Source organism: Mesorhizobium sp. M1307, from assembly GCF_040318155.1.
Taxonomy (GTDB): domain Bacteria; phylum Pseudomonadota; class Alphaproteobacteria; order Rhizobiales; family Rhizobiaceae; genus Mesorhizobium.
Map to the genome: position 1 here is coordinate 91924 of NZ_JAMYLR010000014.1, position 12441 is coordinate 104364.

Consider the following 12441-nt stretch of genomic DNA (forward strand, 5'->3'; position numbering starts at 1 on the left):
TGGTTCAAGCGATGGAACAGAGACTAGCCGCAATTCTGGCTGCCGATATGGCGGGCTACAGTCGGCTAATGGAGGCCGACGAATCCGGCACGCTCGCACGCCTTCGGACCCATCGCATAGAACTGGTCGATCCCGCCATCGCGAAGAACAAGGGCCGGATCATCAAGACCACCGGAGACGGCATGCTCGTGGAGTTCCAGAGCGTGACCGATGCCGTGAAATGCGCCGTGGAAATCCAACAGCGCATGAAACGGCGCAATTCGGATGTGCCGCAAGAACGGCGTATCGAATTCAGGATCGGCATAAATCTCGGCGACATCATTTTCGACGATGAGGACATTTTCGGCGACGGCGTCAATATTGCCTCGCGCATCGAGCAACTCGCCGACGTCGGCGGTATCTGCGTGACCGCAGCGGTGGCGACCCAAATTGCCGACCGTCTCGAAATTGCCATGGAGGACCTGGGCGAGAAGACGTTGAAGAACATCAGCCGCCCGGTTCGCCTCTATCGCGTTGGGTTTGATAGTTCTGTCCTGCCGGAAGTCGAGGCAAAGCGATCTATCTCGAAACCTTCGATAGTGGTGCTGCCATTCACCAACATGAGCGGCGACCCCGAGCAGGAATTTTTCGCGGACGGACTGACCGAGGACATCATCACCGAACTGTCCCGCCACCATGAGCTGTTCGTCATCTCGCGCAATTCCAGCTTCGTCTACAAGAACCGCGCCGTGAATGTGCGCGAGGTGGCCGAGAAACTCACCGTCCAATACCTGGTGGAGGGAAGCGTCCGCAAGATCGGCGACAGGGTGCGCGTGACGGTTCAGCTCATCGACACGGCGAATGACGCTCATATTTGGGCAGACAAGTATGACCGGAAGCTGGACGACATATTCGCGATTCAGGATGAGGTGACCGCGGCGATCGCAGCCACGCTGCCCGGTCGCGTCGAGGCGGCTCAGCGGGACCAGCTCGCGCGGGCGAAACCTGCAAACATGGCCGCGTATGAATGTGTGCTTGCTGCCAAGGTGCTGCATCACCGAAGCACGATTGCAGATAATGAACGCGCGCAAACCTTGATAGAAAGGGCGGTCACGCTCGACCCCGATTATGCCCATGCCCATGCCTGGCGGGCCTGCATTCTTGGCCAGGCCTGGGTCCATAACTGGTGCGAAGACAGGGATGCCATCTGGAACAACATCATGGCGGCGCTGGACAGGGCGCTGGCGCTGGACAACAACGATGCCGATGTCCATCGCATCCTCGCCGCAGTGAACGTGAACAACAATGAGCTGACCACAGCGCGCTACCATCAAGAGCGGGCGCTGGCCCTCAATCCCAATTACGACCTCGTGGTGGTGCAGCAAGGCGAGTTATTGACGTGGCTGGGCAGGCCGGAAGAGGGAATTGAATGGATCCGCAAGGCAATGCAGTTGAACCCGCACCACCCGGAGAGGTTCTGGAGCCATCTGGGAAAGGCGCATTTCGCCGCGCGCCAGTATGGCGAGGCGATCGAAGCTTTCATGCATCTGTCAACCATGGACTCGGCTCAGCACGCTTTCGCCGCTGCCTGCTACGGCTGGCTCGGCGACGAAATCGCGGCCGCGGCGCATCTAGGCAAGATCAGAACGCTCGATCCCCAATTCGACCTCGATTCATTCATCGCCACCCTGCACTATGCCCAGGAGCCTGACGTGCAGCACGTCCGCGAAGGACTGCTGAAAGCCGGTATTGCCAACCTATAGGCAGCAGGTAGCTACGACCCAGATCCAATCGGCAAAAACGATGCGGACCTTGTGGCATGACCGAACGACGGGCAGGTCGGAGAAGCTTTTCCCACGGTATCGGTCTTTGGAAGCGAACAGGGAAAACCCTCCCCCTGAAAAAGCGCCGCGCTAGTTGACGGCGCATGTCGCATAAGCCCGCGCCATTCGGCCCTGCCAGAAAGGAACTCGCTATGAGAAAACTCATTGTTACCGAATTCATCAGCGTCGATGGCATTGCCGAGGTTGAAAAGCTGCCGAGCGTGGCCTGGAACGATGAGATGCAAAAGTTCAAGGACGACGAGCTTGCCGACAGTGGCGCCATGCTGTTGGGGCGCACGACCTATGAGATTTTTGCCGGCTCGTGGCCCAAGGAGACCGGAGACTTCGCCGACCGCTTCAACGCGCTGCCGAAATACATCGCCTCGACCAGCCTGCAGGCGCTCGACTGGCAACCGGCCGAGCTGCTGCAGGGCGCGTTGCCGGAAGCGGTCAGAGGACTGAAGCAAGGCAGCGGCGGCAACATCTATGTGCATGGCAGCCTCAGCGTCGCGCAGGAATTGCTGCGCCATGGCCTTGTCGACCGCATCAGGCTGCTCAGCTACCCCGGTGCCGTCGGCCAGGGCAAGCTGCTGTTCCCGCCCGGCGCGCAATTGCCGCTCGAGCTGATCTCGGCCACGCAATTCAGCAACGGCGTGGTGGCGCTGGAGTATGCGGCTGGGAAGTCGTGATGAGCCAATCTCCCCCCTTGAGGGGGAGATGCCCGGCAGGGCAGAGGGGGGCGTCTCGCGTAATGCGCCAACCCTACCGACTCAAGAGGGAGGCCGCGCCCGGTCGAACCGACCCCCTCTGGCCTGCCGGCCATCTCCCCCTCAAGGGGGGAGATCGCAGCTTCGGCCATCAGCGCCTCACCCAAGCTACCGCCCCCGCCCGCCTGCCTCTACCTTCTGCACGGCCGCGATCAGCATCTCGACAAACCTCGTCACCTTGGGCGGGCGGAAGCGGGCGGCGGGGTAGACTGTGTAGATGCCGCCGGAGGGCAGCCGCCACTCGGGCAGGATCTGCACCAGCCGCCCGGCGGCCAGTTCGTCCCGCACCAAAAAGTCCGGCAGCACCGACAGGCCGGCGCCGGCGCGGACCGCTGCCAGCCCTGCCGGCGTTGCGTCGATCGAAATTGTTGCCTGCATGCGCACGGCCTGCTGCTCGTTGTCGCCGCGCGAAAATTGCCATAGCAGCGGTTCGCGCAGCGCCATGTTGGCGACGAAGGGCAGCCCGGCGAGGTCTTGCGGTTCGCCGGCGGTGAACCGGCCTGCAAAGCCGGCGCCGCATACCATGAATTGTTGGAAGGTGCCGATGCGCCGGGCCTGCAGGCTGGAATCGGCCAGCCAGCCGACGCGGATGGCCACGTCGATGTGGCCGGAAACCAGGTCGATCGTCTCGTCGCCCAGCGTCAGCTCCACCCGGCAGGCGGGATAGCGCGCGCTGAAGGCGGCGACCACCGGCACCACCGCCGATGTGCCGTAGTCGTTGGACGCGGCGATGCGCAGCGTGCCGGTCGGCTCGGCGGCGGCCTGCGCGAGCTCGTCGAATGCATCCTCGGCCTGCTGCAGGACCTGCAGGCAGCGGGCATGGAACGTTCGGCCAGCCTCGGTCGGATGGACGCGCCGCGTCGTGCGGATCAGCAGCGTCGTTCCGACATCGCGCTCCAGCCGCGCCACCTGCTGGCTGACCACCGCCTTGGTGATGCCCAGCCGCTCGGCGGCCCGCGTGAACGAGCCGGCATCGACCACCGCCGCGAAATAGGCCAGCCGGTTCAGGTTCATGCTTCGCTCATGGCAGAGGCAGTCTCATTGTCAGGCAATGGCATACATTACGTCTATTTTGTCGGCCTTCAATACGCATTCCGCTTTTGCCATCTTGCGGGCATCGAGGCTGCGCGCCGCCGAGTTCCGCATTCCCAGGAGACATCCATGTTCACACGGAGAGCCATCATGAAAACCACCCTCGCCGCCGGCGCTGCGGCGGTCTTTGCTCCCGCCGGGCTTGGCCATGCGGCCGGCGGGCTTTCCTGGAAACATTTCCCCGCCGGGCAAAACGGCTTCTTCCGCGCCCCGGTGCTGGTCTCCGGCGCCACCGAAACCGTGCTGATCGATGGCGGTTTCACTTACCCCGACGGCCGGGCCGTGGCCGAGGCGATCAAGGCGACCGGCAAGACGCTCACCACCATCTATGTCAGCCAGTCCGACCCGGACTATTATTTCGGCCTCAAGCCGATCAAGCAGGCGTTCCCGCAGGCACGGGTGATCGCTGCAGCCGAGACGGTGGCCGCCATCAACGGCAATGTCGAAAAGAAGCTCGCCGTCTGGGGGCCGCAACTCAAGGAGAATGGCCCGCAGGCGCTGGCCGACGTCGTCATCCCCGAAGCATTCGACAGCCAGACGCTCAGCGTCGATGGCGAGACCATCGAGATCGTCGCCGCGGAAGGCCTCGCCAACCGGCGCTATCTCTTCGTGCCGTCGCTGAATGCGGTGTTCGGCGGGGTGATGATCTTTGCCGGCGTGCATGTCTGGACCGCCGACACGCCGACCAGAGAACTGCGCGCCGCCTGGCTCGCCAATCTCGAAAAGATCGCGGCGCGCAAGCCGGCAATCGTCGTGCCCGGGCACATGACGCCTGAGGCCGCTACGGACCTTTCAGGCGTCGAGCACACCAAGACCTATCTCATCGCCTTCGAGGAAGAACTGGCCAAGGCCAAGGACGCGGCCGCACTGAAGAGCGCCATGGAAGCCCGCTTCCCCGGCCTCGGCATGGGCGTTGCGCTCGACATCGGCTCCAAGGTTGCCACCGGCGAGATGAAGTGGGGCTGAGATGGCCGCCAATCGCGAGCTGATCCGCGCCACTTACGAAGGATACGCTCATGGTCCAGCGAGCGTTGACGCCGGACGCTTGATTACGGTCATCCGCCGAGACGGTTCGTGCGCTTGCTGGCTTCGGCCTTGGCGCGGGCCTCGACCGCCTTCTCGATCTCGCGCTTCAGCTCGTCCTTGATCGCCACCGTCTCGGCCATCAGCGCCTCGACCTTCATGAAATCGAGCACCCGGTATTTCGAGACGGCCGGCCGGATCAGAATGTCGGGCCGGCTCTGGTTCAGCTTGCTGGCGATGATCGACTGCATCATCAGCTGCGTGGCGCCGAACATCAGGTCGACGGAGGTCGGGAATTTGCGGCCCGCCTCGGTCGGCGCGCCGACCACGTCGACGGCGATGATGATGTCGGCGTCGAGCTCGATCAGGTCGAACGGCACGGGATTGTAGATGCCGCCGTCGATCAGCAGCCTGCCGTCGCGCATCACCGGACGGAACACCGCCGGGATCGCCGCCGAAGCGGCCAGCGCCGAATGCAGCTCGCCTTCGTCGAACACGGCGAGCTTGTGGCCATAAAAGTCCGTTGCCGTCACCTTCAGCGGTATCTTCAATTCGGCGAAGGTTTCGGGAATGGCGTCGGGCAGGAACGCCTTGAGGATGCGCTCGACATTGAACTGGCTGACCCGCAAGCCGCCCTGCAACGCTTCGGCAAAAGTGCCGGGCCGCGCCCGCCACATGCGCGTCGCCACTTCGGCGCGGCGGCCGAGGATCGAGCGCGTATAGTCGTGGATGTCCTTGCCGGTCATGCCCGAGGCCATGCCGGCGCCCATGATGGCGCCGATCGACGAGCCGGCGATTGCCGCCGGCCTGATGCCCAGCTCGTCCAGCACCTCGATGACATGGATATGCGCCAGCCCACGCGCCCCGCCGCCGCCAAAGGCGATGCCGAAGCTAGGGCTCATCCCTTGTTGGCCGCGCCGAGCTTCGGCCCGACCACCATGACGGCCGGCTCGGCGGAGAGCAGCTTTTTCGCCACCTCTTTCACCTGGTCCAGCGTCACCGCGTTTATCAGGGCGGCGCGGCGCTGCATGTAGTCGATGCCGAGCTTGCCGAGCTGGATCTCGAGCAGCGTTGAGGCGATCGCGCCCGAGGAATTCAGATTGTTGATGGCATAGGCACCGATCATGTATTTCTTGGTCGCCGCCAGCTCGGCTTCGGTCGGCCCCTCCTCGGCCATGCGCTTGACCACGTCGCGCACCACGGCCAGCGTCTCGGCCGCCCTGTCGGCGCGGGTCGAGGTGGTGATGGACAGCGCCTCGGAATGCTGGTGGTCGACGAGGTCGGAGCTGACGCTGTAGGCCAGGCCGCGCTTCTCGCGCACCTCGTCGAACAGCCGCGAGGTGAAGGTGCCGCCGCCGAGGATCTCGTTCATCAGCACCGCGGCGAAGAAATCCGGCGCATTCCGCTTCACGCCGGGATAGGCGAGTTGCAGCGAGGCCTGCGGCTGGTCGTAAACGACCTCGAGCTGCTGGCCGAGCTTCAGGTCGATGTCGGGAACGGGCGTAAGCGCCTGCTTTTCCGGCAGGCTGCCGAACACCAGGTCGAGCTTCTGCTTCAGCGTCTCGGCGTCGATGGCGCCGACCACCGCGATATGCAAGCCGTCGCGGCCGAAATTCGCCTTGTGGAAGGCGCTGAGATCGGACGGCGTAATCGTCGCGATGCTTTGCCTGGTGCCCTGGTCGGGCCGCGCATAGGGATGCCTGCCGTAGATCGCGTCCAGCCATTTGCGTTGGGCGAGCGTATCGGGATCGCGCTCGTTGGCGATGATGCCGGACAGGATTTGCGAGCGGATGCGGTCGATCGGCACCTGGTCGAAGCGCGGCTGGTTGACCGCCACCCGCAACAGGTCGAAGGCGCCGTCGCGCTGCTCGGCCAGCATGCGCATCGAGCCGTAGATGCCGTCGCGCTGCGCATCGAAGCTCATCTCGGCGCCCACATCGTCAAGCTTGATCTGGAAGGCCTCGCTGTCGAGTTTGCCGGCACCTTCGTCGAACAGGCCGCTCATCAGATTGGCAAGCCCTTCCTTGCCGGGCGGATCCTGCGTCGCGCCGCCATCGAAGACGAAGCGGATGGCGACGATCGGCACCGAATAGTCCTCCACCAGCCAGGCGGTGATGCCCTTCGACGAGGTCACCTTCTGGATGTTCACGGCGGCGCGAGCGGAAAGCGCCGGCAGGAGGAGAAAGAGAAGGGAGAGGAACAGGGTTGCTAGAAGAGCGCCGGCGTGCCAATTGCCAAGGTCGGCGCCGCCCCTCATCGCCCTGCCGGGCACTTCTCCCCGTATAGTGACGGGGAGAAGGGGCTGGCCGCTATCCCGGCGCTCGCTCTGCAAACGCTGAAGATTGGCGAAACCGTCGATGACGGCGCCCCTCTCCCCGTCCCTATACGGGGAGAGGATGCCGGCAGGCAGGTGAGGGGCAGCGCCAACTCTCAAGCTCATCATCAAATCAATTCCCAGCCTGGGTTTCGGGAAGCAAATAACCGGTCGTTGCGTGGTCGAGATTGAGATAGCGGGCAGCGACTTCCTTGACCTGGTCGGCGGTGACCTTGCGGATGCGGTCCGGCCATTGCTGGACGTCCTGGACGTTACCGCCTGTGGCGAGCGTCGAGCCGTAGATGTTGGCCATGTCTTCCTGCTTGTCGCGGGCAAAGATCATCGAGCGTACGAAACGGTCCTTGGATTTTTCCAGCTCGTCGCTGGTGACGCCGTCTTTCGCGATGCGGGCGATCTCGGCGTCGACCGCGGCCTCGATGTCGGCAAGCTTGGCATCGCCGCGCGGCGCGCCGTAGACGGTGAAATTGGTGTCGTCGAGCATGGTGCCCTGGAAGAAGGCGCCGGCCTCGGCGGCGATGCCTTGCCTGACGACAAGCTCCTGGTAGAGCCGGCTGCGGTTGCCGCCGCCGAGGATTTCGGACAGCACGTCGAGCGCTTCGCCTTCGCCGGGCTTTGCCGTGTGATAGGACGGAACCACCCATTGCGTGGTAAAGCTCGGCACGCTGACGCGCCCGTCGGTCAGCGTCACCGTGCGCCTGGTGTTCTGCTCGGGCTCGACGGGTCGGATGCGCGGCGGCAGGTCCGGGCCGCGCGCGATCTTGCCATAGGTCTTTTCGGCCAGCGCCTTGACCGTTTCCGGTTCGACATCGCCGGCCACCACCAGCACGGCGTTATTGGGTGTATAGTATTTGTTGTAGAAGGCCATCGCGTCGGTGCGGTTCAGCTTCTCCATCTCCTGCATCCAGCCGATGACCGGAATGCGATATGGCTGGTTCTGCCACAGCGTGGCGTCGATCTCCTCGTCGAGCACTGCCTGCGGATTGCTATCGATGCGCGAGCGGCGCTCCTCGAGGATGACGTCGCGCTCGGTTTTGATGACGTCGTCGTTGAGGATGAGATTGCGCATGCGGTCGGCCTCGAAGCCCATCATCTCACCGAGCGCCTGCGGCACCACCGTCTCGTGAAAGGCGGTGTAGTCGTAGGAGGTGAAGGCGTTGTCCGAGCCGCCGATGGCGGCGACGGCACGGTCGAGCTCGCCCGCCGCATGGTTGGTGGTCGCCTTGAACATCAGATGCTCGAAGAAATGGGCAATGCCGGACTTGCCCGGCGGCTCGTCGGCGCTGCCGATCTTGTACCAGACCATATGGGTGACGATGGGGGCGCGGTGATCGGGGATGACGACGACCTCCATGCCGTTGTCGAGCAGGAAATCGGTCACGACGCCATCGTCAGGATTGTTATCCGCCAGAGCCGGCGCGGCCATCACCAGAGCCAGTCCCAAGAGCGTTCCGCGCAGCCATTCAGCCTGAAATGTCATAGATGGCTCCGGTTTGTAGTGGGACGATAGGCGGGGTTGCTGGTCGAGGCAAAACGAATTGTTCGTCATTTTGAAGGCGCCATCGTGGAAGCCGAACTCAGGCGGCCTCGATGAACCGGATGACCGTCTCGCCATAGTTGCGCTCGTCGACAACCGAAAAGCCCGGCCCTGCCTCGAACGGCGCCGCCGCCGCTTCCTCGACGACGCAGAGCGCGCCGGGGGCGAGCCAGCCACCGGCCTTGGCCGAGCGCAACGCGCGTTCGCCAAGGCCTTTGCCATAGGGCGGATCGGCGAAGACCAGGCCGAATGCGGCGATGGTGCCCGCCTCGCCCAAGCCCGTCGCGTCGCGGCGGAAAATCTTGGTGCAGCCGGTGAGGCCGAAGGCCTCGACATTGGTGCGGATCAGGCCGCGCCCTTCGGCGGATTCCTCGATGAAGACAGCGTAGGAGGCGCCGCGCGACAGCGCTTCGAGGCCGAGCGCGCCGGTGCCGGCGAACAGGTCGAGCACGCGCGCGCCGTCCAGTCTTTCGGGAAAGCGATGCGCCAGCACGTTGAAGACCGCCTCACGCGTGCGGTCGGTGGTCGGGCGGATGGCAAAGGTGCGGGGCGTCGCCAGCGGACGCCCGCGAAACTCACCGCCGACGATCCGCATTGCTTCCTTTCGGGCCGCCGCGCGGCCGGTCGCCACCGCCATCCGGGCGCTCGCCGCGCGGTTTGCCGAACGGCTTTGCACCGCCGCCTTGCGGCTTGCCGCCGGGCTTGCCGTAAGACGGCTTGAACGATGCCTTGCGCGCCTTGATTTCTGCCGCCTTGGCGGCGTCTGCCTCCGCCCTGCCCTTGCCGATCGGCCGTGCGCCTGGCGCCATCCAGACATTGGCCTTGCGCTGGCCCGGCGGCTCGATCGGCCGCTGCTCGCGTTCGGATTTTTTCCCACCGAAGCCGCCACGAGGCTTGTCGCCACGGGGTTTGTCCCCGAAGTCGCTGCGTTCAGGTCTGGGGCCACGCTCGCCAAAGCTCTTTTTTGGCCCAAAGCTCCTGTCAGGGCTTGTCGACAGCTTGCCGAGCGCTTCGTCGCGGCTGCCCTCGCGCCGCTTGCGGTTCTTGATCAGGCCGCCCTCGCCGATCGGCCGGCGTTCGCCGTCGCGGGTGAATTTCGGCCGCTCGGGCTCCTCCTCGCGCTCACGCCTGACCGGCTTGTTGGAAAACGGCTTGGCGATATCGGCGTCGAAATTGGCGCCGGATTCTTCGACCAGACGCTCGCCGAGTTGGTCGCGCAGCACGCGGCCCTTGATCTCCAGTACATGGCCTTCCGGTAAATCGTCGAGCTGGAACGGCCCGTAGGAAATACGGATCAGCCGCGTCACGTCGAGACCGAGCGCGCCCAGGATGTTCCTGACCTCGCGGTTCTTGCCTTCGCGCAGGCCGAGTGTCAGCCAGGCGTTCGAGCCCTGCTCGCGGTCGAGCGTCGCTTCGATGGCGCCGTAAAAGACACCGTCGACGGCAATGCCTTCGCGCAGGCCGGCAAGCGCGCTTTCCTCGACCTTGCCGTGGACGCGCACGCGGTAGCGTCGCAGCCAGCCGGTCGCCGGCAGTTCGAGCACGCGCGACAGGCCGCCATCATTGGTGAGCAGCAGCAGGCCTTCGGTGTTGATGTCGAGCCGGCCGATGGTCATCAGCCGCGGCAGCCCAGGCGGCAGCACGTCGAAGACGGTCTTGCGGCCTTCGGGATCGCGGTTTGTCGTGACCACGCCGGCCGGCTTGTGGAACAGGAACAGCCTGGTGCGCTCGATCGGCGGGATCTCCATGCCGTCGAGATGGATGATGTCGCCGGGCATGACGTTGAAGGCCGGCGAGGACAACACCTTGCCATTGACCTTGACGCGGCCGGCCGCAATCAGTTCCTCGGCGTCGCGGCGCGAGGCCAGGCCGGCACGCGCCAGCCGCTTGGCAATGCGTTCGCCGGCTTCTTCCGTTGCCTCGACGCGACGCGGGCGCGGCTTGAAGCCGCCTTCCGATGCCGCCTGTGCCCTTTGTGCCCCTTGCGGACGATCGCCAAAATCACGCTTGGGACGGTCGAAACGCCTCTCGCCGCGCTCGCTTTCGGCAGCTGCTGGCCGGTCGCCGCGCGGTGCGTAAGGCTTGCGCGGACCTTCGCGCTTTTCATAAGGCGTGCCCTCCGGACGCGGCCCTTTGCTGAACGGCCTGTCGCCGCCTTTGAAGTCGCGCTTCGGCCGCTCGCCTTCGGCAGCTGACGGCCGGTCGCCGCGCGGCGCATAAGGCTTGCGTGGACCCTCGCGCTGTTCATAAGGCTTGCCTTCCGGACGCGGCCCTTTGCTGAACGGCCTGTCGCCGCCTTTGAAGTCGCGCTTCGGCCGTTCGCCTTCGGCCGCCGCCGGCCGGTCGCCGCGCGGAGCGTAAGGTTTTTTGGCGCCGAAGGGCGGCTTGCCGCCCTTGTCGGGAGCGCCATCGCGACCACGCGGCCCCGCCGGCTTCGGGCCGGCCTTGCGCGGGAATTTCTTGTTTTTGTCGTCCATGTGGCCTTTGCTCGTTTGCGCGGGTAGTAACAGGATCGCGCTCTAGTGGCGAGGAGATAATCGGAATGGGAACCGCGTGAAGCGGCAGGATTTCATGGCGCTGGCGCTGAAAGAAGCCGAAGCCGCCGCCCAGCGTGGCGAAGTGCCGGTTGGCGCGGTCGTCGTCGGCGGCGATACGGTCGTTGCGAGTGCCGGCAACCGCACCCGCGAGTTCGCCGATCCGACCGCCCATGCCGAGATGCTGGCGATCCGCGAGGCCTGCCGCAAGCTTTCCAGCGAGCGGCTCAGCGGCCACGATCTCTATGTGACGCTGGAGCCGTGCGCCATGTGTGCCGGCGCCATCTCCTTCGCCAGGCTGCGCCGGCTTTATTTCGGCGCTGCCGACGAGAAGGGCGGCGCAGTGGTCAACGGAGTTCGCTTCTTCACGTCACCGACCTGCCACCATGTGCCCGACATCTATCCGGGCATGGCCGAGAACGCAGCAGCAGCATTGCTGAAGGACTTTTTTCGCGAGCGACGCGGACCCTGATTTTCTGGTCCGGCAGACGGTCCAAATCCAAGTCAGCCAATCCAGCCAGCCAATCCAGGGCAAGAACGTCTCTGGCGCCGTCAGCCTACCAGGGCAGCCAGTCGAACATGCCGCCGCTCTTACTCTTGGCGGCCGCCTCCCTCTTGAGGCGGCGTTCCTTCTTGTACTCGTCCTCGCCGAGGTCACCCTGCGGCGCGGTGGCGGCGGCAGCGCGGTATTGCACCGGCGGCTCGCTCAGATATCTGCGGGTGGTCGGGTCGCCCTGTTTGCCTTCAGCCCGGCGGCGCATGATTTCCGCGGCGCGGCTCTTGTCCGAATCGGCCGGAGTCCAGGCTGGCGGGTGGCTCGAGCCCGACTGCTTCAGCGCGGCCTTGACCGACGCCGGATCCGTCTGCACGTCATCGATGACCTGCGCCTGGTAGGCCGGGTCGTCCTGATGCAGAGTGGCATCGGCGCGCAGGCGGGCACGGCGCTGCTCCGGCGATTCGGGCCATTCGGCGCTTGCCGTCTCGATGCTTTCCTGCGGCGGCGGCAAGACTTCCTTCTGCCCCGGCCCTGGCTTCACCAGCGTGGGGCGCGGCTTGTAGTCGATACTATCCTTGCGCTTGGGTGCGAAGGAAAAAGCCCCGGTGAGGTCGCCGGCAAGCTGCGCGCCCGCGGTCTTGTCTGTCCCGTAAGTGGGCGAGCCCATGCAGCCGGACAAAGCGAGGCCCGATACGACAAGCGGCGCCAGCAGCGCAACGCGCGCGTAAGTTCTCTCGGTCATGCCAAAAAGTCCCACTGTAGACAGCCTCTCGATTGCCGCCGGCCAAAGAAAGGTCCGGTCCCCATCGCCTATGCTCTTCCGACGGAATTCCGGCGACAATTTGTCGTCCGGAGTTT

At 64.9% G+C, this 12441-nt stretch carries 11 protein-coding genes; 4 read left to right on the forward strand and 7 right to left on the reverse strand.

Going from position 1 to position 12441, the window contains the following annotated elements; translation table 11 throughout:
- The first annotated feature begins 11 nt into the window (after nt 1–11).
- Nucleotides 12–1742, forward strand: a complete 1731-nt coding sequence (locus NKH16_RS17935) for an adenylate/guanylate cyclase domain-containing protein (protein ID WP_352747074.1) — start codon at nt 12–14, stop codon at nt 1740–1742.
- Between the two features lie 212 nt (nt 1743–1954).
- Nucleotides 1955–2491 (forward strand): dihydrofolate reductase family protein, encoded by a 537-nt coding sequence (locus NKH16_RS17940; RefSeq protein ID WP_352746954.1) that lies wholly within the window; start codon nt 1955–1957, stop codon nt 2489–2491.
- A gap of 186 nt (nt 2492–2677) precedes the next feature.
- On the opposite strand, the gene NKH16_RS17945 is transcribed toward NKH16_RS17940, so the two are convergent.
- Nucleotides 2678–3583 (reverse strand): LysR family transcriptional regulator, encoded by a 906-nt coding sequence (locus NKH16_RS17945; protein WP_352749203.1) that lies wholly within the window; start codon nt 3581–3583, stop codon nt 2678–2680.
- Between the two features lie 147 nt (nt 3584–3730).
- Between NKH16_RS17945 and NKH16_RS17950 the strand changes: the two genes are divergently transcribed.
- Entirely contained in the window at nt 3731–4627 is an 897-nt protein-coding gene (locus NKH16_RS17950; RefSeq protein ID WP_352749206.1) for an MBL fold metallo-hydrolase, read from the forward strand.
- A gap of 89 nt (nt 4628–4716) precedes the next feature.
- Here NKH16_RS17950 and NKH16_RS17955 read toward each other — a convergent pair whose 3' ends face one another.
- From NKH16_RS17955 to NKH16_RS17975, 5 genes are all read right to left on the reverse strand, one after another.
- Nucleotides 4717–5586 carry a patatin-like phospholipase family protein gene (locus tag NKH16_RS17955; protein ID WP_352749208.1) on the reverse strand — a complete coding sequence of 290 codons (870 nt, stop codon included), beginning with the start codon at nt 5584–5586 and terminating at the stop codon, nt 4717–4719.
- Nucleotides 5583–6941, reverse strand: a complete 1359-nt coding sequence (locus NKH16_RS17960) for a M16 family metallopeptidase (RefSeq protein WP_352749245.1) — start codon at nt 6939–6941, stop codon at nt 5583–5585. The genes NKH16_RS17955 and NKH16_RS17960 overlap by 4 nt, the downstream gene beginning before the upstream one ends.
- A gap of 190 nt (nt 6942–7131) precedes the next feature.
- Nucleotides 7132–8496 carry a M16 family metallopeptidase gene (locus NKH16_RS17965; protein WP_352749210.1) on the reverse strand — a complete coding sequence of 455 codons (1365 nt, stop codon included), beginning with the start codon at nt 8494–8496 and terminating at the stop codon, nt 7132–7134.
- A gap of 97 nt (nt 8497–8593) precedes the next feature.
- Nucleotides 8594–9148: a 16S rRNA (guanine(966)-N(2))-methyltransferase RsmD gene (gene rsmD / locus NKH16_RS17970; RefSeq protein ID WP_352749213.1), complete on the reverse strand. Its 555-nt coding sequence runs from the start codon at nt 9146–9148 to the stop codon at nt 8594–8596.
- On the reverse strand, nt 9129–11030 hold the full coding sequence (locus tag NKH16_RS17975; protein WP_352453463.1) for a pseudouridine synthase: 1902 nt from the start codon (nt 11028–11030) through the stop codon (nt 9129–9131). The genes rsmD and NKH16_RS17975 overlap by 20 nt, the downstream gene beginning before the upstream one ends.
- Before the next feature lie 76 nt (nt 11031–11106).
- On the opposite strand from NKH16_RS17975, the gene NKH16_RS17980 reads away from it, so the two are divergent.
- Nucleotides 11107–11559: a nucleoside deaminase gene (locus tag NKH16_RS17980; protein WP_352479909.1), complete on the forward strand. Its 453-nt coding sequence runs from the start codon at nt 11107–11109 to the stop codon at nt 11557–11559.
- Between the two features lie 85 nt (nt 11560–11644).
- Here NKH16_RS17980 and NKH16_RS17985 read toward each other — a convergent pair whose 3' ends face one another.
- Nucleotides 11645–12325: a hypothetical protein gene (locus NKH16_RS17985; RefSeq protein WP_352458053.1), complete on the reverse strand. Its 681-nt coding sequence runs from the start codon at nt 12323–12325 to the stop codon at nt 11645–11647.
- Between the last annotated feature and the right edge of the window lie 116 nt (nt 12326–12441).